At 73.7% G+C, this 23,783-nt stretch carries 22 protein-coding genes and 1 pseudogene; 10 read left to right on the forward strand and 13 right to left on the reverse strand.

Features of this window, described 5'->3' with window-relative positions:
• Both ACSNOB_RS04620 and ACSNOB_RS04625 read right to left on the reverse strand, forming a co-directional pair.
• The coding region (locus tag ACSNOB_RS04620; protein WP_436685313.1) for an amidohydrolase family protein at nucleotides 1-770 on the reverse strand (770 nt) is incomplete at its 3' end.
• A gap of 5 nt (nucleotides 771-775) precedes the next feature.
• Nucleotides 776-1,825: a zinc-binding alcohol dehydrogenase gene (locus tag ACSNOB_RS04625; protein ID WP_436685400.1), complete on the reverse strand. Its 1,050-nt coding sequence runs from the start codon at nucleotides 1,823-1,825 to the stop codon at nucleotides 776-778.
• 152 nt (nucleotides 1,826-1,977) lie between these two features.
• Here ACSNOB_RS04625 and ACSNOB_RS04630 point away from each other — a divergent pair, with 152 nt between their 5' ends.
• Complete coding sequence (locus tag ACSNOB_RS04630) at nucleotides 1,978-3,387, forward strand: KamA family radical SAM protein (RefSeq protein ID WP_393107681.1); 1,410 nt, start codon at nucleotides 1,978-1,980, stop codon at nucleotides 3,385-3,387.
• Nucleotides 3,388-3,509: 122 nt separating this feature from the next.
• Here the strand turns inward: ACSNOB_RS04630 and ACSNOB_RS04635 are convergent, their stop codons facing one another.
• The gene (locus ACSNOB_RS04635) at nucleotides 3,510-3,704 is read right to left on the reverse strand and encodes a CsbD family protein (protein ID WP_436685314.1); all 195 of its coding nucleotides are present in this window, start codon (nucleotides 3,702-3,704) and stop codon (nucleotides 3,510-3,512) included.
• 171 nt (nucleotides 3,705-3,875) lie between these two features.
• Between ACSNOB_RS04635 and ACSNOB_RS04640 the strand changes: the two genes are divergently transcribed.
• Nucleotides 3,876-4,487 carry a histidine phosphatase family protein gene (locus ACSNOB_RS04640; protein WP_436685315.1) on the forward strand — a complete coding sequence of 204 codons (612 nt, stop codon included), beginning with the start codon at nucleotides 3,876-3,878 and terminating at the stop codon, nucleotides 4,485-4,487.
• Here ACSNOB_RS04640 and ACSNOB_RS04645 read toward each other — a convergent pair.
• The 4 genes from ACSNOB_RS04645 to ACSNOB_RS04660 form a co-directional block, all read right to left on the reverse strand.
• A complete protein-coding gene (locus ACSNOB_RS04645; protein ID WP_393107679.1) occupies nucleotides 4,417-4,923 on the reverse strand; it encodes an Lrp/AsnC family transcriptional regulator in 507 nt (168 codons plus the stop codon). The two genes, ACSNOB_RS04640 and ACSNOB_RS04645, sit on opposite strands and share 71 nt — an antisense overlap.
• 96 nt (nucleotides 4,924-5,019) lie before the next feature.
• Nucleotides 5,020-6,162, reverse strand: a complete 1,143-nt coding sequence (locus ACSNOB_RS04650) for an acyl-CoA dehydrogenase family protein (protein WP_436685316.1) — start codon at nucleotides 6,160-6,162, stop codon at nucleotides 5,020-5,022.
• Nucleotides 6,159-7,274 (reverse strand): M24 family metallopeptidase, encoded by a 1,116-nt coding sequence (locus ACSNOB_RS04655; RefSeq protein ID WP_436685317.1) that lies wholly within the window; start codon nucleotides 7,272-7,274, stop codon nucleotides 6,159-6,161. The genes ACSNOB_RS04650 and ACSNOB_RS04655 overlap by 4 nt, the downstream gene beginning before the upstream one ends.
• 73 nt (nucleotides 7,275-7,347) lie before the next feature.
• Entirely contained in the window at nucleotides 7,348-8,229 is an 882-nt protein-coding gene (locus ACSNOB_RS04660; protein ID WP_436685318.1) for a winged helix-turn-helix transcriptional regulator, read from the reverse strand.
• A gap of 84 nt (nucleotides 8,230-8,313) precedes the next feature.
• Here ACSNOB_RS04660 and ACSNOB_RS04665 point away from each other — a divergent pair.
• Nucleotides 8,314-9,581 (forward strand): annotated as a pseudogene (locus ACSNOB_RS04665) (MFS transporter).
• Nucleotides 9,582-9,596: 15 nt separating this feature from the next.
• Here ACSNOB_RS04665 and ACSNOB_RS04670 read toward each other — a convergent pair.
• Nucleotides 9,597-10,685 (reverse strand): DUF4037 domain-containing protein, encoded by a 1,089-nt coding sequence (locus ACSNOB_RS04670; protein WP_436685319.1) that lies wholly within the window; start codon nucleotides 10,683-10,685, stop codon nucleotides 9,597-9,599.
• Between the two features lie 115 nt (nucleotides 10,686-10,800).
• Between ACSNOB_RS04670 and ACSNOB_RS04675 the strand changes: the two genes are divergently transcribed.
• A complete protein-coding gene (locus ACSNOB_RS04675; protein ID WP_436685320.1) occupies nucleotides 10,801-11,028 on the forward strand; it encodes a hypothetical protein in 228 nt (75 codons plus the stop codon).
• 82 nt (nucleotides 11,029-11,110) lie between these two features.
• The gene (locus ACSNOB_RS04680) at nucleotides 11,111-12,010 is read left to right on the forward strand and encodes a 5'-3' exonuclease (protein ID WP_436685401.1); all 900 of its coding nucleotides are present in this window, start codon (nucleotides 11,111-11,113) and stop codon (nucleotides 12,008-12,010) included.
• A 364-nt stretch (nucleotides 12,011-12,374) separates the two neighbouring features.
• Here the strand turns inward: ACSNOB_RS04680 and ACSNOB_RS04685 are convergent, their stop codons facing one another.
• The 4 genes from ACSNOB_RS04685 to ACSNOB_RS04700 all read right to left on the reverse strand — a co-directional run bounded on the left by ACSNOB_RS04685 (nucleotide 12,375) and on the right by ACSNOB_RS04700 (nucleotide 16,205).
• Nucleotides 12,375-12,848 (reverse strand): carboxymuconolactone decarboxylase family protein, encoded by a 474-nt coding sequence (locus ACSNOB_RS04685; RefSeq protein WP_436685321.1) that lies wholly within the window; start codon nucleotides 12,846-12,848, stop codon nucleotides 12,375-12,377.
• 188 nt (nucleotides 12,849-13,036) lie between these two features.
• A complete protein-coding gene (locus ACSNOB_RS04690) occupies nucleotides 13,037-13,519 on the reverse strand; it encodes a carboxymuconolactone decarboxylase family protein (RefSeq protein ID WP_436685322.1) in 483 nt (160 codons plus the stop codon).
• 82 nt (nucleotides 13,520-13,601) lie between these two features.
• Nucleotides 13,602-15,047, reverse strand: coding sequence for an MFS transporter (locus tag ACSNOB_RS04695; RefSeq protein ID WP_436685323.1), 1,446 nt, complete (start codon nucleotides 15,045-15,047; stop codon nucleotides 13,602-13,604).
• A 9-nt stretch (nucleotides 15,048-15,056) separates the two neighbouring features.
• Entirely contained in the window at nucleotides 15,057-16,205 is a 1,149-nt protein-coding gene (locus ACSNOB_RS04700; protein WP_436685324.1) for a serine hydrolase domain-containing protein, read from the reverse strand.
• Between the two features lie 99 nt (nucleotides 16,206-16,304).
• On the opposite strand from ACSNOB_RS04700, the gene sigJ reads away from it, so the two are divergent.
• The 3 genes from sigJ (at nucleotide 16,305) to ACSNOB_RS04715 (ending at nucleotide 19,205) form a co-directional block, all read left to right on the forward strand.
• Entirely contained in the window at nucleotides 16,305-17,234 is a 930-nt protein-coding gene (sigJ, locus tag ACSNOB_RS04705; protein WP_436685403.1) for an RNA polymerase sigma factor SigJ, read from the forward strand.
• Nucleotides 17,235-17,350: 116 nt separating this feature from the next.
• Nucleotides 17,351-18,289 carry a hypothetical protein gene (locus tag ACSNOB_RS04710; RefSeq protein ID WP_436685325.1) on the forward strand — a complete coding sequence of 313 codons (939 nt, stop codon included), beginning with the start codon at nucleotides 17,351-17,353 and terminating at the stop codon, nucleotides 18,287-18,289.
• Between the two features lie 244 nt (nucleotides 18,290-18,533).
• Nucleotides 18,534-19,205, forward strand: coding sequence for a hypothetical protein (locus ACSNOB_RS04715; RefSeq protein WP_436685326.1), 672 nt, complete (start codon nucleotides 18,534-18,536; stop codon nucleotides 19,203-19,205).
• Nucleotides 19,206-19,309: 104 nt separating this feature from the next.
• On the opposite strand, the gene ACSNOB_RS04720 is transcribed toward ACSNOB_RS04715, so the two are convergent.
• Nucleotides 19,310-22,141 (reverse strand): DEAD/DEAH box helicase, encoded by a 2,832-nt coding sequence (locus ACSNOB_RS04720; protein WP_436685327.1) that lies wholly within the window; start codon nucleotides 22,139-22,141, stop codon nucleotides 19,310-19,312.
• A gap of 86 nt (nucleotides 22,142-22,227) precedes the next feature.
• Here ACSNOB_RS04720 and ACSNOB_RS04725 point away from each other — a divergent pair, with 86 nt between their 5' ends.
• Both ACSNOB_RS04725 and ACSNOB_RS04730 read left to right on the forward strand, forming a co-directional pair.
• On the forward strand, nucleotides 22,228-23,001 hold the full coding sequence (locus tag ACSNOB_RS04725; RefSeq protein ID WP_436685328.1) for an HAD family hydrolase: 774 nt from the start codon (nucleotides 22,228-22,230) through the stop codon (nucleotides 22,999-23,001).
• A gap of 60 nt (nucleotides 23,002-23,061) precedes the next feature.
• Complete coding sequence (locus ACSNOB_RS04730; protein WP_436685329.1) at nucleotides 23,062-23,775, forward strand: TetR family transcriptional regulator; 714 nt, start codon at nucleotides 23,062-23,064, stop codon at nucleotides 23,773-23,775.
• The last annotated feature ends 8 nt before the right edge of the window (nucleotides 23,776-23,783 follow it).

The following is a 23,783-nucleotide window of genomic DNA, read 5'->3' on the forward strand; positions in this document are numbered from 1 at the left end:
GCCCCGACCGCACCCAACTCCCGGGCCCGCGCCGCCCCCAGCAGCTCACCCCAGTACCCGTACACCTCCGCCACGCCGTCACCCGACAACGCCAGCAGACCGGTGAAGTCCTCCTCGTCGGAGATCTCCGGGCCACCGCACTCGTGCACCGCCGCGATACCCAGCGACGCCGCGCGCGCCAACGCCGCCCGCTGCGCCGCCACCCGCTGCGCCCGCGTCACCGACCCGAACGCCGCCGCCCGCACCACGTGGTGCGCGTCGCGCCGCAACCAACCCGACGGGTCGTAGCCCGCCGCCGACACCACCTGCGGACACGCCGCCAGCAACGCCGCCGACACCAGCGCCGAATGGATCGACGCCTGCGACAGGTACACCCGCCGGCCCCCGGCCGCCCGGTCCAACGCCGCCGCGTCCGGCAACTGCGCCACCGGCCAACCCGACTCGTCCCAGCCGTGCCCCAGCACCACCGCGTCCGACGCCAACCCCGCCGCGAACGCCGCCACCGCGTCCAGCAGCTCCCCCGCCGACCGCACCGCCGACAGGTCCAGCCCCGACAACGCCAACCCCGTGTCCGTCGCGTGCACGTGCGCGTCCACGAACGCCGGCGTCACCAACGCCCCGTCCAGGTCCACCACCCGGTCGGCGGGCGGCGCGTCCGCGTCCGCCCCCAGCCAGGCGATCCTGCCGTCACGCACCAGCAGGGCCGTCGCCGTCGGATCGGCCGGACAGTGCAGCACTCCACCGCGGTACAGAGTCGAGGGGTTCGTCATGGCAGTCAGTCTGCCGCCAGCCGCGACTCGAACAGCGCCCGGACCCCCGGCTCCGAGCGCAGCAACCCCAACGCCAACTCCGCGTGCCCCGGCACGTAGCCGTTGCCGACCAGCATCGTCACGTCCGCCGCCAGGCCCTCCGCGCCCAACGCCGCCGCCGCGAAACTCGTCGCCATCGAAAAGAAGATCACCGTGCCGCCGTCCGCCGTCGCCAGCACCGCCCCGTGCTCACAGCCCGGCACGTCCACGCAGACCACCGTCACGTCCGCCGGCGCCCCCAGCGCCGTCGTCACCGCCGTCGACAGCGCCACCGGATCCCGCGCGTCGGCCAACGCCACCGCGTCCGCCAGGCCCGCCGCCGTCAGCGCGTCCCGCTCCACCGCCACCGGCACCACCCCGACCGTACGGGCGGCACCCGCCCGCCGCGCCGCCGCCAGGGACAACGACCCGCTCTTGCCCGCGCCACCGATCACCGCCACCCGCACCGGCGACGGGTCACCCGCGCGCTCCCGGTCCGCCACGTGCCGCGACACCACCCGCGCCGTCAACGCCGGCGCGCCGCACACGTCCAGCACCGCCAGCGACAACTGCGGGTCCAGATCCGCCGGCAGCACCGCCGCGATCGACCGGGCGAACAGGATCGCGTACCCGTCGCACGGCACCTGCTCACTGCGCCCGTCCCAGCGGGCCAGCCCGTCGAGGATCGTCAGCGGCGTCAGCGTCAGCGACACCAGCGTCGCCACCCGCTCCCCCGGCTTCAGCCCCAGCGGGGACCGCCGCCCCGCCTCCTCCACCGTGCCGATCAGCATGCCCCCGGACCCGGTCACCGGGTTCTGCATCTTCCCCCGGGTCGACACGATCTCCAGGACCTCGGCGCGGACCGCGTCGCCGTCGCCGCCGTGCTTCTCCCACAACTGCCGGAAGCTCGCCGCGTCCAGGTTCAGCCGCTCCACCCGGATACGGACCTCGTTCGCCCCGATCTCCGGGCTCGCGTCCAGCCGCCACGCCGCCTGCGGCAGCACCCCCGCCGGTTCGACAACGCGGTGCAGACCCACCGGTGACGTCACGCCGACCTCCCCTGTCAAGCCGCCCGAAGCCCCGGCCAGGGCTCGCGTAGCGGGAAAACTTCCGGCAGACTAATTTCTTCGCCGGATATTTTCCAGTAGCCTTCGGATCGCTGAACAACCGCACCACCCGAGGAGGGGCCGTGACCCAGACACAACCGGTGGAGACCATCCCAGCGTCCCGCCCCGCGCCGGTCGCGGTCCCCACCGCCGGACAGCCCTACGAATACCGCCGCGCGCCCCTCGTCGAACCCGACTGGACCCGCTTCCCCGGCTGGCGCCACATCACCCGCGACCAGTGGGAGAGCGCCCAGTGGCAGCGCGTCAACTGCGTCAAGAACATCAAGCAGCTGCGCAACGTCCTCGGCGACCTCGTCGACGACACCTTCTACGCCGACCTCGAGGCCGACCAGAAGGCCCTGGCCACCATGTCCATGCTGGTGCCGCCGCAGATGCTCAACACCATGGTCCCGTTCGCCCCGATGACCACCGAGGCGTTCCTCGCCGACCCCATCCGGCGCTACATGATCCCCGTCGCCTCCGACCGGCGCACCGACTGGCCCTCCCACCCGTACGCCAGCCGCGACTCGCTGCACGAACACGACATGTGGGTCGCCGAGGGCCTCACCCACCGCTACCCGACCAAGGTCCTCGCCGAGCTGCTCTCGACCTGCCCGCAGTACTGCGGGCACTGCACCCGCATGGACCTCGTCGGCAACTCCACCCCCGCCGTCGACAAGCTCAAGCTCACCCTCAAGCCCGTCGACCGCTACGACGCCCACATCAGCTACCTCAAGGCCCACCCCGGCGTCCGCGACGTCGTCGTCTCCGGCGGCGACGTGGCCAACGTCCCGTGGAAGAACCTCGAGTCGTACCTGATGCGGCTGCTGGAGCTGGAGACCGTCCGCGACATCCGGCTCGCCACCAAGGCCCTCATGGGCCTGCCCCAGCACTGGCTGCAGCCCGACGTCGTCGAGGGCCTCGAACGCGTCGCCCGCACCGCCGCCCGCCGCGGCGTCAACCTCGCCATCCACACCCACGTCAACCACGCCCAGTCGCTGACCCCGCTGGTCGCCAAGGCCGCCCAGACCGCCCTCGACGTCGGCGTGCGCGACGTCCGCAACCAGGGCGTCCTCATGCGCGGCGTCAACGCCACCGCCCCCGACCTGCTCGACCTCTGCTTCGCCCTGCAGGGCGAAGCGGGCATCCTGCCGTACTACTTCTACATGTGCGACATGATTCCCAACGCCGAGCACTGGCGGGTCCCCGTCTGGCACGCCCAGCAGCTCCAGCACGACATCATGGGCTACCTGCCCGGCTACGCCACGCCGCGCATCGTCTGCGACGTCCCCTTCGTCGGCAAGCGCTGGGTGCACATGCTCACCGAGTACGACCGCGAGCGCGGCATCTCCTACTGGACGAAGAACTACCGCACCTCCATCGAGTCCGCCGACGCCGAGGCGCTCAACAAGCGCTACGCCTACTACGACCCGATCGACACCCTGCCCGAGACCGGGCAGAAGTGGTGGGCCGACCACCGACTGGACGACTGACCCACCCCTACCCCGTCACCCCCGGGAGCCGACCGCCGGCCCCGGGGGTGACGCGTTTGGGCGGCCCGCACGAACACCTGGCGGCCCCGGGCAGGAGCCCGGGCCCGCCGCCGTCCACGGGGTCACCTCGTGAAGGCGTCCTTCACGTCGCGGCCGGCGTACGTGGCGTGCTCGCCGGCCTGCCGGGCACGCGCGTCGCTCTGCTGCGTGGCGCCCTCGCCGCGCAGCCGCTCGTTGTCCGTGACGTCGCCGATGCGCTCCTTGGCCGCGCCGGTCAGCTGCTCGACCTTGTTCTTCGCCTTGTCGGTGAAGCTCATGTCGCCTCCTCTGCTCGTGCGCCGGCCCGGGAGTCGCGGGCCTTCGCTGACTGCCTCCCCCACGCCTCTCGCCGGAAACCCGGTTCTCGTCGCCCGACGGGCCTCACACCCGCTAGGGCGTCCTAGGATACTAGGTGAACGGGAGTGACGGGTGTCTGGTTGACTGGGCGAATGGGAGAGATCCTGCTGATCCGGCACGGCGAGACCACCTGGAGCGCCAGCCGCCGGCACACCTCGTACACCGACCTGCCGCTCACCCCCGACGGCGAGCGGCAGGCCCACGCCCTCGGCCGTTTCCTCGCCGGTCGGCACTTCGCCGCCGTCCTGACCAGCCCCCGCGTCCGGGCCCTGCACACCGCCCAGCTCGCCGGCCTCGACGTCAGCGGGACCGACGACGACCTGGCCGAGTGGCACTACGGCGACTACGAGGGGCGCACCACGGCCGACATCCACGACGACCACCCGAGCTGGAACCTCTGGACCGACGGCTGCCCCGGCGGGGAGTCCCCCAGCCAGGTCGGCGAGCGCCTCGACCGGGTCCTCGCCCGGGTCCACCCCCTGCTCGACGGCGGCACCGTCGCCCTCGTCGGGCACGCGCACAGCCTGCGCGTGCTCGGCGCCCGCTGGGTCGGCCTGCCGCCGTCCGCCGGCGGGCTGCTGCGGCTGGACACCGCCACGGTCAGCGTGCTCGGCCACGAGCACGGCCGACCGGTCATCCTGCGGTGGAACCAGCCGGCTCTCCCGCCGCCCGGGAACGCGCCCGAGCCGGGGGCTCGGCACTGATCTTCGGCGGCCGGTTCTCGTACGGGGTCGACAGCACCACCGTCGTGCGGGTGGTCACGTTCGCCGCCGTCCGGATCTCCTGGAGCACCCGCTCCAGGTCGGTCGGGCTGGCCACCCGCACCAGCAGCAGGTAGAAGTCCTCCCCCGCCACCGAGTAGCACGAATCGATCTCCGGCAGGTGGGCCAGCCGCTCCGGCGCGTCGTCCGGCTGCGACGGGTCGAACGGCCGGATCGCCACGAACGCGGTCAGCGGCAGGTCCAGGGCCTCGAAGGAGACCCGGGCGGCGTACCCCTTGATCACGCCCCGCTGCTCCAGCCGGCGCACCCGCTGGTGCACGGCGGACACCGACAGGCCCACCTTCTCCGCCAGGTCCGTGTACGACAGCCGACCGTCAGCGGTCAGCGCGGCGACGATGGCACGGTCGATCTCCTCCACGGCGTGCAACCTACCGGTAAAACGGCCCGGCTGCGACGACGCACCCTCCGCCGGCACGACGCGGCGCACGCTCCGTGCCGGCGCGGTCGCCCACCGTCAGCCCTTCGCCAGCGCCCGGGAGATGACCAGCCGCTGGATCTGGTTGGTGCCCTCGACGATCTGCAACACCTTGGCCTCGCGCATGTAGCGCTCCACCGGGTGGTCGGTCACGTAGCCGGCGCCGCCGAGCACCTGCACCGCGTCGGTGGTGACCCGCATCGCCACGTCGGTGGCGAACAGCTTCGCCTTCGCCGCCTCGATCGAGTACGGCCGGCCGGCGTCGCGCAGTCGGGCCGCGGCGAGCATCAGCGCCCGGGCGGCGGAGATCTGGGTGGCCAGGTCGGCCAGGGTGAAGCCCAGCCCCTGGAAGTCGATGATCGCCCGGCCGAACTGCTGCCGCTCCTTGGCGTAGCCCACCGCGTAGTCCAGTGCCGCCTGGGCCAGCCCCACCGCGCAGGCGGCGATGCCGAGGCGCCCCGAGTCCAGGGCGGACATGGCGATGGTGAAGCCCATCCCCTCCCCGCCGATCAGCCGCTCGGCCGGCACCCGGGCGTCGTCGAAGGCGATCTGCGCCACCGGCGAGGCGTGCAGGCCCATCGTCCGCTCGGCCGCCTGCGGCACGATGCCGGGCGTGCCCCGGTCGGCCAGCAGGCAGGAGATGCCCTTCGCGCCGGGCCCGCCGGTGCGGCAGAAGATGTTGTAGAAGTCCGCGACCCGGGCGTGGGTGATCCACGCCTTGGTGCCGGTGACCACGTAGGTGTCGCCGTCGCGCACGGCCTTCGTGATCAGCGCGGCGGCGTCCGACCCGCCCTGCGGCTCCGAGAGGCAGTACGCCCCCAGCAACTCCCCGCCGATCATGTCGGGCAGCAGCTTGCGCTGCTCGTCGGTGCCGAACTGGGCGAGCGGGTAGCAGGACAGGGTGTGCACGCTGACGGCCTCGGCGACGGCGAGCCACCGGCTGGCGAGGATCTCCAGCACCTGGAGGTAGACCTCGTACGGCTGGGCGGCGCCGCCGTGCTCCTCGGCGTACGGCAGGCCGAGCAGGCCGGCGCGGCCGAGGGTGCGCAGCACCTCACGGGGGAACTCGGCGCGCTCCTCGAACCCGGCGGCCCGTCCGGCGAGCTCCCGGTCGGCGAGTTCGGTGGCGAGGTCGAGCAGGTCGTGGGCCTCGTCGGTGGGGAGGATCCGGTCGACAGTCATAGCGCGATGAGCTCCGTGGGGGTGGTGTTGAGCCGTTGCACGCCGTCGGTGGTGCAGACGACGATGTCCTCGATGCGGGCGCCGTGTCGGCCCGCCAGGTAGATGCCCGGTTCGACGGAGAACGCCATCCCCGCCTCCAGCGGGCGGGCGTTGCCGGCCACCACGTACGGCTCCTCGTGGCCGTCCAGGCCGATGCCGTGGCCGGTGCGGTGCAGGAACGCCGCGCCGTGGCCGGCGGCGGAGATCGGCTCCCGGGCGGCGGCGTCGACGGCCTCGGCGGTCACGCCGGGGCGGACCGCGGCCACCGCCGCGCGCTGGGCGGCGTGCAGCACCGCGTAGTAGTCCACGAACTCGGCCGGCGGCTCGCCGCCGGCGACGTAGGTGCGGGTGCAGTCGGAGCGGTAGCCCGAGGGCATCGTGCCGCCGATGTCCACCACCACCGGCTCGCCCGCGCCGATCGGCCGGTCGGAGGTGCCGTGGTGCGGGCTGGCGCCGTTCGGGCCGGCCGCGACGATCACGAAGTCCACGGTGACGTGGCCGGCGGCGCGGATCGCCGCGGCGATGTCGGTGGCGACCTCCGCCTCGGTGCGGCCGGGCCGCAGCCACTCCCCCATCCGCCGGTGCACCGCGTCGATCGCCGCGCCGGCCTCGGCCAGCGCCGCGACCTCGGCCGGGGACTTGCGGATCCGCAGCTCACGCAGCACCTCCGACGCGAGCCGCTGGTGCGCGCCGGGCAGTGCCGCGCGCAGGGCGAGGACCTGCTCGGCCCACATCCGGTCGGCGAGCCCGACCGCCGCCACCGGCCCGCCGAGGGCGGCGGTGACGAGGGGGTACGGGTCGCTGCCGTCGGCGTGGTCGACGATGCGCACCCCGGTGGCCGGGGCCGGGGACGCCTCCGCGGCCGGCCGCTCCAGGGCGGGCACGATCAGCGTCGGCTCGCCCTCGGCGGGCAGCACCAGGCAGGTCAGCCGCTCGCCGGCGTGCGCGTCGTAGCCGGTCAGGTAGCGCAGGTCTGAGCCGGGGGTGAGCAGCAGCGCGTCCAGCCCGGCGGCGGCGGTGGCGCGCTGCGCGGCGGTCAGCCGCTGCGGCGGGTACAGTTCCTCGGATCCCACCCGGTCAGCTTAACGTTCGTTCGGGCGACGACCCAGCCCGCCCGACGCTCCGGCGGCCTGCCCCGCCGGGCGTTCACGAGGCGGCCCGGCGCCGGACGAGGGCGAGCATCTCGTCGACGGAGCCGGCCGGGTCGGTCACGGGGAACTGCACCGCGCGGACGACGGCGTCGGGACCGACCAGCAGGGTCAGCCGCTTGAACCGCTCGACGCCGCCGGCCCGGAAGGTGGGCAGCTGCAACCCCGCCGCGAGCCGGCCGTCCTCGTCGGACAGCAGCGGAAAGGGCAGCCCGGCGTGCGCCACGAAGTCGGCGAGCTGGTCCGGCCGCTGGGTGCTCACCCCGACGACCCGCGCCCCGGCGGCGCGGAAGTCCGCGTGCCGGGCGGCGTAGCTGGTGGACTCCAGCGTGCAGCCGGCCGCGCCGGGGATCTCCGCCCAGCCCGGCGGAAGGGCCCGCGTCCCGGGCGCGAACGCCCCCGGGAAGAGGTAGAGCACGCTGCAGCTCCGCGGGTCGGCGGTGGCGACCGGTCGGCCGTCGTGCGCGGGCAGGACGACGTCGGGCAGCCGCCGGCCGACCAGGTCGTGCACGCGGCGCGCCTCGGCGGAGGCGGCGTCGGCGGTCGCGGTGAGGTCGCCGTCGCCCATCACGTACCGGGTGCCCCAGTCCTGCAGGGCGATGAGCACCGGCAGCAGGCCCTCGCCCTTGGCGGTGAGCAGGTAGTCGAAGCGGGGTGGGTGCGCCGAGTAGGGCCGTCGCCGCAGCACGCCGTGCTCGACCAGCGCGGCCAGGCGCTCGGTCAGCGCCCGTCGGCTGACGCCCAGTTCGCGGTGCAGCGCGTCGAAGCGGGTCGTCCCGCCGGCGATCTCACGCACGATGAGGAACGTCCACCAGTCGCCGAGGACGCCCAGCGCCTGCGCGATGCCGCAGTCCGCGTCCGCCAGGTCGGCCCGCCGCACATCCCACCCCCGCCCGCTCGGTCGCCCTCGACTATAGTCCGTTTCAAATTGGAACTCACCGGCTCGCGGACGGGGGCGGACGACATGGGCGTCGGGCGGACAGCCGGGGTGTTCTGGCGGTGGTGGGCCGCCGGCACGACCAGTTCGGTCGGGTCGGCGGTCGGCGCCGTGGCCCTGCCGTTGACCGCGCTGACGGTCCTCGACGCCACCGCCTTCGAGATGGGGCTCATCGCGGCGTCCAGCTACGTCGCCTGGCTCGTGATCGGGCTGCCGGCCGGCGTCCTCACGCAGCGGCTGCCGCTGCGCGGGGCCCAGGTGGGCGCCGACCTGGCCCGCGCGGTGGCCGTCGCGTCCGTGCCGCTCGCCTGGTGGTCCGACCGGTTGACCGTCGCCCACCTGGTGGTCACCGCCCTGGTGCTCAGCTTCGCCACCGTGCTGTTCGACGTGGCCAACTCGACCTTCCTGCCGAGCATCGTCGACCGGGAGCAGTTGCAGTCGCGCAACAGCTGACCTCGGCCACGCACGCCGCCACCCAGCTCAGCGGGCCGCCGCTCGGCGGCCTCGCGGTGCAGGCGCTCGGCGCGGTGCCGACCCTGCTCGTCGACGCCGCCAGCTATCTCGCCTCGGCGGCCCTGCTGCGCTCCCTGCCCGCCCGCCGCGTCGACGCGCCGGACCGCTGGCCGCCCGTCGGGGAGATGATCCGCGAGGGCTGGCGCTTCGTGGCGTACCACCCGGTCATGGGCCCCGGCATGTGGGCCGCGACGGCGGTGAACTTCGTCTGCGGGGCGCAGTTGGCGCTCTACCCGCTGCACCTGGTGCGCGAGCTGCACGCCCCGGCGGGGCTGGTCGGCGTGCTGCTCGCCGTCGAAGGGGTGGGCTCGCTGGTGGGCGCGGCACTGACGTCGCGGATCACCGCCCGGCTCGGCACCGCCCGCGCCCTGATCGTCGCCGGGGTCGTGTCGGTCGGCGGCGCGCTCCTCGTCCCGTGGGGCACCGGCTGGCCGGCGTACGTCGCCTTCGCGGCCGGCAACGTCGTCTTCGCCGCCGGCGTCGTGGTGCTCAGCGTGACCACCCGGACCTACCGGCAGATCGCCAGTCCGCCCGAGCTGCTCTCCCGGGTGATGGCGACGGTCCGGTTCGTCTTCTGGGGAGCCATCCCGGTCGGCGGCCTGCTCGCCGGCGCCCTCGCCGGCGTCGCCGGGACCCGCGCCACCCTGCTGGTCTTCGCGGGCGCGGCGGTCTGCGCGCCCCTGGCGCTGCTGCTCTCCCCCGTCCGTCGCCTGCGCGACCTCACCGACCACGACCGGGAGGCCGGTGACCGCCGGACGGACCCGATGCCGGCCGGCCGCTGACGGCCGATCCCGCGCTCAGTCCGGCCCGTCCGCCACGACGGGCGACGCGGCGGCCAGCCGCCGGGCCCGGTCGGCGTGGGTCAGCAGGTCGACGCAGTCGACGTACTGGTCGACCGCGCCGAGCGGCGCACGTGCGCGCAGGGCCGGATCGGTGATGGCGGCGCGCAGCGCGGCGGCGACCCGGCCCGCGTCCAGGACCAGGAACGGCCGCCGGTGGAAGGGACGCGGACGGGCGCGCACCGGGGCCGCCAGGCCGGTGTCGTCGGTCCAGGCGGCGACCGTCTCCAACGCCCGGACCAGCCCGTCCTCCCGCCGCGGCCAGTCGCCGGGGCCCAGCGCGTCGGACAGGGCCGCCGTCACCGGCGCCGCGTCCGGCAGCCGGGCGAACACCGTGCCCAGCCACTTGTCGTACGGCGGCCAGCGGCGGCGCAGCAGCAGGCCGAGCCGCATCACGTCCCGGGCCAGCCCGGCGGTGACCACCCGGCTGCCGAGGTCGTCGCCGACCTCGGCGCAGCGGCCGGGCAGGTGTTCCGCCTGGGCGACGCGGCTCCACCCGGCGGCGAGCACGTGCCGCCACACGTCGTCCGGGTACCACCGCAGCGCGGCCCGCGCCCCGGTGAGCGCGCCGTCGAGGCCGTCGTGGAAGACCTCGCCGCCGGTCACCTCGGCCAGCCGCTGGGTCGGGGTGGCCAGCCAGTCCGCCGCGCCCACCCCGGCGGCCGGATCGAAGCCGAGCCGGTCGCGCCACCAGCCGCCCAGCTCGTCGACCTTCACCCCGTGCCGGGTCCCCGCCGGGTCGAGCACGCCGAGGCGGCCGTGACCGGCGAAGCGGGTCGGCCAGCCGAGGAAGTCGGCCGGCAGGTCGGCCTCCAGCGCCGCGTGCAGCCGCGGGATCCGCCACGCGTCGGCGGCCGCCACGAAGAGCTGTCCGCGCGGCCCCCAGTCGTGGTCGGTGGAGCGTGCGGTGTCCAGCCCGAGCAGCTCCGAGCCGCCGTCGAGCAGGCCGGCCGCGTATCGCAGGCCGGGAAAGCGCCGGCGCAGGATCGGCGCGAGCACCTCGTCGTGGAACCGTCGGCCGAGCGTCAGACCGGGAAGGAACGTCACACCGGCCAGTCTGCGCCCCGCCCCGGCGCGGTCGCAGCACTGTTCCGGCCCGACCGACCGTCCGCGCCGATAGCCTGGACCTGCGAGCGCCTCACCCGAGGAGAGGACGACAGCCGTGGCACCCACCGACCACGACCGCGCCGCGGTGCGCCGCCGCCGGCTGCTCTGGTCGGGGATCCTCGCGGTGGCCGGCCTGGCGCTGCTGGTCGTCGGCCTGACGATCGCCGACGGCACGGCGGCCTGGATCGAGGTGGCGGTCGCGATCGCGCTGCTGGTGGCGAGCTACGCCGTGCAGTACCTGGCCCGCCGCGAGACGCTCTACTCCGGCGACGAGCGCCCCTGACCGCGCCGGCCCGCCGCGCCGCGCCCCCCGATCGTCGGTGCGGTGTGCCAGGCTGTCGGGCGTGGCACAGGAACCCCCGATCATGCTCATCGACGCGCCCAGCCTCTACTTCCGGGCCTTCTTCGGCATCCCCGAGTCCGCCGCCCGGGCCGCCGACGGCAGCCCCGTCAACGCGGTGCGCGGCTTCCTCGACATGCTGGCGACCCTGATCCGCACCCGCCGGCCCGACCGGATGGTCTGCGCCATGGACCACGACTGGCGGCCCGAGTGGCGGGTGGCGCTGCTGCCGTCGTACAAGGCGCACCGGCTGGCCCCCGAGGGGGGCGAGGTGGTGCCCGACACGCTCAGCCCGCAGGTGCCGCTGATCCTGGACGTGCTCGACGCCGTCGGGATCACCCACGTCGGCGCGGCCGGCTACGAGGCCGACGACGTGCTCGGCACGCTGTCGGTGACCCAGCCGGCGCCGGTCGAGGTGGTCTCCGGCGACCGGGACCTGTTCCAGCTCGTCGACGACGCCCGCCCGGTGCGGCTGCTCTACGTCGGGCGGGGCGTGGCCAAGCTGGACGACTGCGACGACGCCGCCGTGCGGTCCCGCTACGGCGTGCCGGCGGCCCGCTACGCCGACTTCGCCGCCCTGCGCGGGGACCCGAGCGACGGGCTGCCCGGGGTGCCGGGCGTGGGCGAGAAGACGGCCGCCCGGCTCGTGGAGCGCTACGGCGACATCGCGGGCATCCTGGCCGCCCTGGACGAGCCGGATTCCGGTTTCGCCCCCGGGCTGCGCACCAAGCTCGCCGCCGCCCGGGACTACCTGGCCGTCGCGCCGAAGGTGGTGCGGGTCGCCCTCGACGTGCCGCTGCCCGAGCTGCCCACCGCGCTGCCGGCCGCCCCGGCCGACCCCGACCGGCTGCTGGAGCTCGCCGACACGTGGAACCTGGCCGGCTCCGCGCGCCGCCTGGTCGACGCCCTCGCCCAACGCGGCTGACCCGCGTCCGGGCGGTCGCTGGGGCTGGCAGGCGCATCGGACGGACGGGGCCGCACCTGTTGCACCGATGTTGGCCCCACGCTTGGGTAGCCGTCCCAGCGCGCGAGAACCTCCCGCGCCGATGTCGGCTCTGGGCTGCGCCCCTTCGACGACCTGCCCGCGACGGCTGGTTGAGCGCCACCTGTTTGATGGTCCGGAGCACGGCGCAGGGAGCCCCGGAGATCGCCGAGGGCGCGGGGAGGACGCTGTGCCGCTGTGGCACAGCTCCCCCTTGCTGTCGCGGGATGTCAGCGCCCATGCCAGCTTTCGAGCCCGCCCCTGCACGGCTACCCGAGGGGGCAGCCGTGCAGGAGGACGGACCCGGCTAGTTCCAGGTGGTGCCGGCAGGATCTTTGATCATGTTGTTGATGGTGTTGAAGAGGTTGCTGGTGGCCATCCACAGGATCAGGGTGGCGCGCTGTCGTTCGTCGTAGTGCTCGACAAGTTCGTCCCAGACCGCGTCGGGGACGGCGTCGTCGGACTGGTCGTTCATACGGGTTGCCGCTTCGGCCAGCGCGAGGGCAGCCCGTTCGGCGTCGGTGAAGTACGGCGACTGCCGCCATGCCGCCACCGTGATCAGCTGGTCGTCGGTGACCCCGGCCTTTCTGGCCTCGGCTGCGTCGGCGTACAGACAGGCGCTGCCGCCGTTGATCTGACTACCGCGCATGGCGGCCAGCATCAGCGTCGCCGCCGGGACAACGCCCTGCTCCATGTCGTGCTGCACGGCCCGCATGAGAGCCCCGATCGCGTGTCCCGCGTCCGGCACCAGGTAGGCCGGATTGGCCATTCGCGCGTGCATGATCCGTTTCTCCTCGGAATGTGAGTGTCCTTGACGAACCTGGACCCGATGTCGGGTGGGCGAGCGAGCCCGCCTGGGTCCGTGGCCTGGGCCCGGCCCCGATCTGGCCTCAAACCGGGCGAGGTACGGGTTGCTCGACGCGACCGGGGGCCGGCGTTCCGCGTCCTCACCCTGGGCATTCTTGGGCGTTACGGCCTCCACTGCTCCGCGGGCGACACACCCGGCAGAGGCTTGCCGATGAGTGCCAGCGGAAGGAAGAAGCAGACTTGGCCGATGGCCATGATGAGCGTGGCGAGCGCCTTGTCGTCGTACTGCTCGGACGCCCGGGCGTAGAGCTCGTCGGGGACGCGCTCGCCGGAGGGGTTCGGTGTGAGCACGGATTCGACCAGTTCCAGCGCGATGCGTTCGGCGTCGGTGAAGTAGGGCGCGTCCCGCCAGGAGGCCACGGCGGTGATGCTTTCCTCGGTGGCGCCGGCCTTGCGGAGGTTGCTGGTGTGCAGGACGGTCAGGTAGGTACTGCCGGCGATCTGACCGGCGCGCAGCTGGACCAGGCTGATGGTGATCTGCGGGATCGTGCCGTTCCCGGTTGCCTTGTACAGGGCGCCGCCGATGTCCTTGAGCTCGGGGACGAGCACGGCGGGGTTAGGCAGGCGCGACTCGGTGATGGTCAAGGGGGTTCCCTTCTGGTCTCAAGTGGTGGATCACTGCTCTGACGGATGCCATGGGGCGAAGGTGACCGATGAGGCGGTCGATTCATCCGGGCGTGCTGCCGAAAGTCGCCGGTGTGGGCTCGCTGTCCCGGTTCGTGGGCCGGGGCCGCAGGAGGAGGACGGCGGCAAGGATCGCCGCCAGGTAGAAGCCGCCCCCGCCGAGCATGCCGACGGTGTAGCCGCTGGTGAGCGCGTCGTGCAGGGGAGTGCCCGCCGGTTGGCTCGTGGTGGCGGTGACGGCGATGCCAGCTAGGACGGCCAGGCCCAGGGCGCCGCCGATCTGCTGGCTGGTGTTGACCAGGCCGGAGGCGATGCCCGACTCGCGCGATGCGACACCCTGGACGCCGCCGATGGTGGCTGCGACGAAGCCGATGCCCAGGCCGATGCCGCCGGCGAGCTGCGCGGGCAGCAACACGAGCAGGGGGTTCTGGTCCGGGGTCAGCAGGCTGAACCAGCCCATCGCCGCGGCGGCCACCGCCATCCCGGTCGCCAGGACGACCCGCGTGGAGGTGCGGGCCTGCAGTCTGGGGCCGATGACGCCGGAGCCGAGACCGATGCCTATGGCGAACGGCAGATAAGCCATGCCGGTGATCATGGGCGAGTACTGCTTGATCGTCTGCATGTACAGGGTGAGGAAGTAGAAGGTAGCCAGCTGCCCGGCGCCCATGAGCAGCATGACCAGATTCGCGCCGAGCCTGCCGCGGTCGGCCAGGACGCCTGACGGCAGCATCGGGCGGCGCGCGCTGCGCTGGATGAACGCGAACACCACGAGCAGCGCCACGGCGATCGCGCCGAAGGTCACGGTGAGTCCGTCGCCGGCACCATGCGAGCCGGCCCGGTTGATCGCGTACACCAGCGCACCGAGGGCGAACGTCACCGTGCCCGCTCCGGGCAGGTCGAGGCCGCCGCGCTCGCGGGTGCCGGGCACCACGGCGAATGTCCCGGCCAGGACCAGCAGCGCGATGGGGATGTTGACGAACATGATCCATCGCCAACCCCAGTACTCGGTGAGCGCGCCGCCCAGCAGCAGGCCGGCAACCGAGCCCAGGCCGCCCATGGCGCCGTAGACGCCGAGCGCCTTGTTGCGAGCCGGTCCGGCGGGGAAGGTGTCGGCCAGCAGGGACAGCGCGGCCGGGGCGACGATCGCGGCGCCGACGCCCTGCAGGACGCGGGCGGCTATCAGCACGGTCCCGTTGCCGGCCAGGCCGCCAAGCAGGGAGGCGGCCAGGAAGACGACCAGTCCGGCGCGGAACATCCTTCGGCGGCCGAACACGTCGCCGGCGCGACCGCCGGCGAGCAGCAGGCCACCGAAGGCCAGGGCGTAGGCGGTGAGCACCCAGTCTAGGTCGGCCTCGGCGATGCCGAGCCCGGTTCCGATGACGGGCAGGCCCACGGTGACGATGGTGCCGTCCATCACCATCAGCAACTGCGCGGCGGCGATCACCAGCAGGGCCAGGCGAGTGTCGCGGGTATCGGAATGCGAGGTCATGCCAGCTTCTCAGGCGGCGGTGGCGGCGCGATGGACGGCGGCGGCGAGCCGGTCGTGCTCGGGGTAGGACCAGCCGAAGCCGAATCGGCGGCGGGTGTAGCCGAACGCGATGCCGGTGCGGGGATCGGCGAAGGACTCCGAACCGGCGGAGCCGTCGTGACCGAACGCGTTCGCGCTGAGGAACCCGTACCGCAGGCCCTTGGCCTGGAACCCGAGCGTGTAGTTGCCCTGGTCACCGCGGACCAGGTCGCCGCCGGTGGAGTGCAGCATGGAGAACTCCCCGACGGTGTCCGGTTTGAGCAGCGGAGGGCGTCCGTCGGTGCCCCATACGGCCGCCGCGTACAGGCCGGCCAGGCCGCGTGCGCTGCCCACCCCACCGGCCGACGCCTGGCCGGACGCGCGGACGACGCGGGTGTTGGCGAAGGCGGCCTGGTCCAGCGGCGGCGTGCTGTTGAGCCCGTAGCCGACGCCGAGGATGCTGTGCGGGCCGGGCAGGTCCGACCAGAACGCGGCCTCCTGTTCCGGCGTTGCCGTCCACCACTGGATCGGCCGGAACCGCTCCTCCTCAGTTGCGGGCAGCCCCAGGTAGAGGTCCAGCCCGTACGGGGTCCGGATGCGCTCGTCGTAGACCTGCTGCAGCGATTGGCCGGTCACCCGCCGGATCACCTCGTTGACCATGGCGAACGAGACGAACCCGCCATAGCCGTAGGCCGAACCTGGACGCCAGTACGGCCGCTGCCCAACCAGGCGGCGCGCGATCACCGCGTCGTCGGCCAACTCGGCTGCCGACAGCCCGCCGTCGACGCCGATGACGCCGGAGCGGTGAGTCAGCACGTCCCGCAGCGTGATCCCATCCTTGCCGGCCGCGGCGAACTCCGGCCATCGCCGGGCCACCGGCTCGTCGAGATCGAGAACACCCTCCTGCACCAGCAGCGCCGCCACCAGCGTCGCGGCACCCTTGGTGGAGGAGTAGACCCCGGTCAGCGTGTCACCGCTCACCTCGTCCCCGGCCCACAGGTCGACCACCCGCTGGCCGTGCGCGTACACGGCCAGCTGCGACCCCGCCTGGCCGTCCTGCTCGGCCACCACCGCGGCGAACGCTTCGCGCACCGGTTCGAAGCCGTCCGTGACCGTTCCGCGGACATCCATCCTGCTCATCGTCGGCAACCCTTCGTAAGTGAGTGTTGATCGCCGGCATGACGGATGGCCTGGAGCAAAGGTGACCGTGTGCGTTTGCGGTCACCTTTCACTGCTTTGATGCGTCAGCAGTCTGACGTGGCTGACATGAGAGGAATGCAAGTGACACCCCATGACGAGCTGGCCAGCCAGTTCCAGGGGCACCGAACCCATCTGGAGACGGTCGCCTACCGCATGCTCGGCTCGCTGAGCGAGGCCGAGGACGCGGTCCAAGAGGCATGGCTGCGGCTGGCACGCTCGGACTCGGGTGACATCGACAATCTCGGCGGCTGGCTGACCACCGTGGTCGGCCGGGTGTGCCTGGACATGCTCCGCGCCCGCAAGTCCCGGCGCGAGGAACCGCTGGAGGAGCGCCTGCCCGATCCGGTAATCAGCCGCGCGGATGCCGCCGACCCGGAGCAGGAAGTGCTGCTGGCCGACTCGGTGGGGCTGGCGCTGCTGGTCGTGCTGGAGTCCCTGACCCCGGCCGAACGGCTGGCGTTCGTGCTTCATGACATGTTCGGTCTACCGTTCGAGCAGATCGCGCCCATCGTGGACCGCACACCCGTGGCGGCCAAGAAACTCGCCAGCCGGGCGCGCCAGCGAGTCCGCGGCGCGACCCCGAACCCTGACCCTGATCTGACCGGTCAGCGTCGGGTGGTGGACGCGTTCCTGGCCGCCGCACGTGGCGGCGACTTCGACGCGCTGCTGGCCATCCTCGACCCTGACGTGGTGCTGCGCGCCGACGGCGGCGTGCTCACCGGCGGCATGAAGGTCATCCGCGGCGCCGCGGCCGTGGCCGGACAGGCCGCCACCTTCCAGCGCATGGCCACCAGCGCCACCACCCACCCGGCGCTCATCAACGGGCTCGCCGGCCTGGTCAACACCATCGACGACCAGGTGATCTCCGTCATGAACTTCACTATCTCCGACAGCAGGATCGCCACGATCGACATCCTGTCCGACCCCGACCGGCTGGCCCAACTCAACCTCACCCACCTGGAGCCGTGATGCCTGGCGCACGCCGGCACAGCAGTGTCACCGGTGACCTCGAGTCGAGGGCCCGTTACGAGGCAGACGCAAACCGGCTTGCCCCTGACACCGTGTCAGGCGGCACGCTGCGAGGCATGTCTGCCACCTATGTCGGCTCCGGACCGTACTGCTACGCCAATTCCCTTTCAATGGTCCTGGGCGGCGAGGCGCCGCCTCCGGCCGTGATCGAGGTGCTGACGGGCTCCCCGTACGGGATGCAGCTCATCGGCGGTCGGCTACCACTGTTCGACGCGTTCGGCTGGGACCCCGAGATCGGGGTCGACGCCGCGATTGGCCTGCTCGGCTGGGAGTGCGAGCGCGCGGACGGCGGGACGGCGGCAGCGGCGCTCGACCGGCTGCGCCGAGCCTGCCAGGACGGCCCGGTGCTGGCCGGGCCGCTTGAACTCGGTCTGCTGTCCTACCAACCTGGGTCGGGCAAGGCGGTCGGCGCCGACCACTACGTGGTGGTGCTGGAGGTGGGCGGCGATACCGTGCTCGTGCACGACCCGCAGGGCTACCCGTACGCCACGCTGCCGGTCGACGCCTTCGCCGAGGCGTGGCGCGGGGAGTTGATCCCCTACCTGGAGCGGCCGTTCCGGATGCGGCACGGGTTCACCCGGCGCAAGCAGGTCAGCCCCGAGGAGGCGTTGCGGCGCTCCCTGCCCACCGGGCTGGCCTGGCTGGCAGGACGGAAGGACGTGGAGGTCCCTCCCGGCACGCTGGGGCAGGCCGAGGCCGCCGAGCGTACGGCCGAACTGGTGGAGGAAGGGCTGGATCCCGAGATCAGGATGCTGTGGCAGGCGTTCGCGGTGCGGGTAGGGGCCCGCCGCCTCAACGACCTGTCGGCTTGCCTGTCGCTCCTCGGCCTCGACGTGGGCGCGGCCGTCGCCGCGGAGCAGGCCCGTATCGTCGGTGGCCTGCAGGGTCCGCTCGTGTCGGGCGACGACGTGGAGCTCGCGGCCGGACTGCGCCGATTGGCTCCGACGTACGAGCGGCTGCATGCCGCCCTGATCGCCGACAAGAATGCGCGCTAGGTGCACTGCCCAGGGACGTTGGTCAACCTGGTGACGGGCGGTTTGCCGCCGGTAGCGGTGGCGGCTTTGTCGTCGTCGCAAATCTCGGCGTAGGCCACCCGTCAGTGGTCAGCGCGTGCAGCATCGCGCCGGCGCAGCCGGTGCGACCGTTGCCGGCGCTGCCGGTGTCGCCAATCCGTCGGTGTCTGCGCGGTGCGCGCCACGTAGCGTCGTAGCCACCGATCGGATGCGTGGAAGGAGCCTCATGACTGAGCTCGCCGCACCGCAGCTCGTGGTGAACAGCCGGATGATCTATTTCGGCTGGGTACCGGCCGACCCCGACGCGGTTGCCGCGCTGGTGCCGGAGGGCCTCGAGCCGGCCCCGAACCGGCAGGTCTTCATGAACCAGTACGTCGTCGACGACGCCGTGCAGACCTCCGGCTTCGGCGCCTACTCGCTGACGTACCTCGGTCCGGACCTGTCCGGAGTCGACGCCCCGGACGGGGTGACCCCCGGCCGCTGGTGGACGCACTACGTCAACTCCAGCCCGGTGGTCCGCGACTACGCCACCGCGCGGGGCGTGCCGGCGAGCGCCGGCACCACCACGATCGAGGTGACGGGGCATCGGCTGGTCGCCACCACGGAGGCGGACGGCGTACCGGTGATCCGCACGACGGCCCGGGTCGGCCGCACCGGTGATGCCGTGAACCGCGGGCAGCTCCGCTACCTCACCCGGCTCGACGGCACGCTGCTGAGCGGGAACTACCCCTTCGTGGCGGAGCCGGTCGACCCCTTCGAGATCGAGTCGGTGGAGTTCCTGGCACCCGAGCACCCGGTCTACGCCCTGCGCCCCGCCGAGCCGCTCGACATCGTCTGGGGCTTCTACTCACCGCGCGCGTCCTTCGCCTACCCCGGCGGCGAGTCGGCGCTCGACTGAGCAGGACCTGCGGAGGCACTCACTAGATCCGACGGCATCCCCCGGACAACTCGGGGGATGCCGTCGCGATGACGGATCCGGTCCGCCGACGCGAGCGGTGACGGTCAGGCCGGGGCGTGGTATGCCAGCACGCCCCGGTTGACCGCGGCGATCGCCTGTCGGGCGGTGGACCTCAGCTCCGTCGACGCGCCGCCGGAGTCGGCGAGCTGACCGAGCAGGTCGACCACCTGCCGGGCCCACCGGACGAAGTCGCCGGCCGGCATCTCGCCGTCGATCTCGTGGCCGCTCGCGAGCACCTTCGCCAGGGCCTCGCCCCGGGCCCACCGGTAGATCGGCCAGGCGAAGCCGAGGTCCGGCTCGCGGGTGACCGCCAGGCCGCGGGCCGCCTCGTCGGCCTCGATCTCGCTCCACAGCTTGAGCGTCTCGTCGACCGCCTCGGCGACGGGGCCGCGCGGCAGCGACGCCCGCTCGTCGACGTCGCGGCGGGCCTCGAAGACCACCACCGACACGGCGGCGGCCAGCTCGCTCGGGGAGAGCCCGTCCCACACCCCCCGGCGCAGGCACTCGGCGACGAGCAGGTCCGCCTCCGTCCAGATCCGCCCGAGCATCCGGCCGGCGTCGGTCACCGCGCCGTCGGGGGCGAGGTAGCCGCGGGCGGTGAGCAGCGCGACGATCCGGTCGAACGTACGGGCCAGCGAACCGGTGCGGCCGGCCACCCGCTGCCGCAGCTCCTCCGTGTCCTTCTCCAGGCGGCGGCGCCGCTCCGCCCAGCGGGCGTGCTCCTCGCGGTCGGGGCAGGCGTGGCAGGGGTGCCGACGCAGCTCGGCGCGGAGCTGGCTGAGCCGGTGGTCCTCGCCGACCGCCTGCCGCGACCGGCCGCCCCGGCGACCGCCGTGCCGGTCCAACCCGGTGCCGCTGACCTCGGCGGCCAGGTCCCGCCGGGCGGCCGGGGAGCGGTGGTTGAAGTGCTTCGGCACCCGGATGCGCGCCAGCACCTCGGCGGGGGTGGTGAAGTCGCCGGGGCTGACCCGGCCGGCCCACCGGTCCTGGGTGAGCACCAGCGGCCGGGGCTCGCCGAAGCCGCCGGTGGCCGGGTCGAGCACGACCGCCAGCCCGGCGCGCCGGCCCGACGGCACCCGGATCACGTCGCCGACGCGCAGCCGCTCCAGCGAGGCCACCGCGGCGGCCTTGCGCTGGCTCTGCCCCTGCCGGGCCATGACGCGCTCCCGGTCGGCGATTGCCACCCGCAGCGCGAAGTACTCGTCGAAGTCGCCGTGGTGGCAGGCCGCCTCCGCGCCGTACGCCTCGATGGTCTCGGTGTTGCGCTGCACCTGGCGGGCCAGGCCGACCACCGAGCGGTCCGCCTGGAACTGCGCGAACGAGGACTCCAGCAGCGCCCGGGCCGGCTCGGCGCCGACCGTGCCGACCAGGTTGACCGCCATGTTGTACGACGGCCGGAAGCTGGAGCGCAGCGGGTAGGTGCGGGTGGAGGCGAGGCCGGCCACGTGCCGGGGGTCGGTCTCCGGGGACCAGACGACGACGGCGTGCCCCTCGACGTCGATGCCGCGCCGGCCGGCGCGGCCGGTGAGCTGGGTGTACTCCCCCGGGGTCAGGTCGACGTGCGCCTCGCCGTTGTACTTGACGAGGCGCTCCAGCACGACGCAGCGGGCCGGCATGTTGATGCCCAGGGCGAGCGTCTCGGTGGCGAAGACGGCCTTGACCAGGCCCCGGACGAAGAGCTCCTCGACGACCTCCTTGAACACCGGCAGCATGCCGGCGTGGTGGGCGGCCAGCCCGCGCTCCAGGCCGTCGAGCCACTCCCAGTAGCCGAGCACCGACAGGTCCTCGCCGGGGATGGCGGTGACCCGCGACTCGACGACCCGGCGGATCTCCGCCCGCTCCTCGGGTGAGGTGAGCCGCAGGCCGGCGGCGAGGCACTGCTGCACGGCGGCGGCGCAGCCGGCGCGGCTGAAGATGAACAGGATCGCCGGGAGCAGGCCCTCGCGGTCGAGCCGGTCGACGATGTCGGGGCGCATCGGGCCGCGCCAGCGTGGCCCGCGCCGCCCGGCGCCGGGGCCGGCGCTGCGCCCCTCGCCCAGCTCCAGCCGGCGCATGGTGTCGCGGGTGTAGCGCAGCAGCTCGGGATGCACGTCGTGCTTGCGGGCGGCGTCGGCGTCGTGGAACAGGTCGAACATCCGCTTGCCGACCAGCATGTGCTGCCACAGCGGCACCGGGCGGTGCTCGCTGACCACCACGGCGGTCTCGCCGCGCACGGTGACCAGCCAGTCGGCGAACTCCTCGGCGTTGGACACGGTCGCCGACAGGGAGACCAGGGTGACCGAGGCGGGCAGGTGGATGATCACCTCTTCCCACACCCCGCCGCGGAACCGGTCGGCGAGGTAGTGCACCTCGTCCATCACCACGTACGCCAGGCCCTCGAGGGTGGCCGAGCCGGCGTAGAGCATGTTGCGCAGCACCTCGGTGGTCATCACCACCACGGGGGCGTCGCCGTTGATGGCGTTGTCGCCGGTGAGCAGCCCGACCTGCTCGGCGCCGTAGCGGTCGACCAGGTCGTGGTACTTCTGGTTCGACAGCGCCTTGATCGGGGTGGTGTAGAAGCACTTGCGCCGCCGGGGCGCGGCCGGGGCGACCTCGTCGCCGCCGGCGGACGCCACCGCGTCGCCCGCGGCGGCGTCGCGCGCCGGCGCGCCGCGCAACGCCAGGTGTACGGCGAACTCGCCGACCACGGTCTTGCCGGCGCCGGTCGGGGCGCAGACCAGCACGCCGCTGCCGCGTTCGAGGGCCTGGCACGCCTCCCGCTGGAAGTCGTCGAGATCGAACCCCAGGTCGAGGGCGAACTCTTCGAGGGCCGGGAACTGTGAGGCCTGCGCGGCCCGGCGGCGCGCCGCGGCGTACCGCTCGGCGGGGCTCGACATGTCCCCAAGATTAATGCGTGCCGTCGGTGGCCACGTGACAAGGCCAACCGACAGCCCGGTCGGAGGTGGTCGGTAGGGTGCACGACGTGCCGGACCATGCCGAACCGCCCCACGCCCCACCCGGCGCCGACGACGCCGTCGGCCCCGGCCCGTCCCGCCGCCGGGTGGAGGCGGTCCTGTTCGACTTCCACGGCACGCTGGCGCAGGTGGAGGAGCCCCGCGACTGGGTGCTCGCCGCCGCGGCCTCCTGCGGGGTGACGCTGGAGCGGATGCGCGCCACCGCGCTGGCCGACCGGCTGCTGACGGCCGGCCGGGCGGGCGGTCCGCCGCCGGCGCGGGTGCCGCCCCGGCTGGCCGAGCTGTGGGCCGACCGGGATCTCTACCCGCACGCCCACCGGGGCGCCTACACCGGGCTCGCCGAGACGGTCGACGCGGGCATCGAGGGGTTCGCCGAGGCGCTCTACGAGCGGGTGCTGGTCCCCGAGGGCTGGGTGCCCTACCCGGACACCGCGCCGACCATGGCCGCCCTGCGCGCCGCGGGCGTCCCGGTGGCCGTGGTCAGCAACATCGGCTTCGACATCCGGCCGATCTTCGCGGCGTGGGGGCTGGCCGACCTGGTCGACGCCTTCGTCCTGTCGTACGAGGTGGGGCGCTGCAAGCCGGACCCGGGGATCTTCCTGCGCGCCTGCGGCATGCTCGGCGTCGACCCGGAGCGCGCGCTGATGGTGGGCGACACCCCGGCGGACGCGGGCGCGGTGGCGGCGGGGTGCGCGGTGCTGGTGCTGCCGGCCGCCGAGGCGGGCCGGGCGAACGGGCTGGGCGCCGTGCTGGACGTGGCCGGCGTCGAGAAGCAGCGCTAACGGCACACCGACAGCAACGTTAACCAACGGCGCTAACGTGAGGGCGTTATCGTCGCTGTCATGATCACCGAGACGTCGCCCCGGGACCGGATCGTGCGGGCCGCCGCCGCCCTGCTCGCCGAGGGCGGGCGGGAGGCGGTCTCCACCCGCGCCGTGAGCCGGGCGGCGGGCGTGCAGGCGCCGACCATCTACCGACAGTTCGGCGACATGCGCGGCCTGCTGGACGCGGCGGCCAGCTACGGGTTCGCCGCGTACCTGCACGCCGAGGCGGCCCGGGACCTCGCCGGCGACCCGGTCGACGACCTGCGCCGGGGCTGGGACATGCACGTCGGCTTCGGCGTGGCCAACCCCGCCTTCCACGCCCTGATGTACGGCGATCCGCGCCCCGGCGAGACCACGACGGCGGCCCGGGTCGCGGCCGACATCCTGCGGCAGCTCGTGCACCGGGTGGCCGAGGCGGGCCGGCTGCGCACGGGCGTCGACGAGGCGACGGACATGCTGCACGCCACGGCCTGCGGGGTCACCCTCGCCCTGATCCGCACGCCCCCGCAGCAGCGCGACGCCGCCCTGTCGGCCCGGACCCGGGAGGCGGTGCTCGGCGCGCTGGTCACCGACTCCCCCGCCGCCCGCGCGACCTCCCGCGCCGGCCGCCCGGTCCGGCACGCGGTGGCCCTGCGCGCCGCCCTCGACGACCTGGCCACCGACCTCACCGCCGCCGAACGCGCCCTCCTCGCGGAGTGGCTCGACCGCATCATCCGCACCGTCAGTCCCTGACGGACGCC

The organism is Micromonospora sp. URMC 106 (genome assembly GCF_051386395.1).
In the GTDB taxonomy this organism is placed as follows: Bacteria; Actinomycetota; Actinomycetes; order Mycobacteriales; family Micromonosporaceae; genus Micromonospora.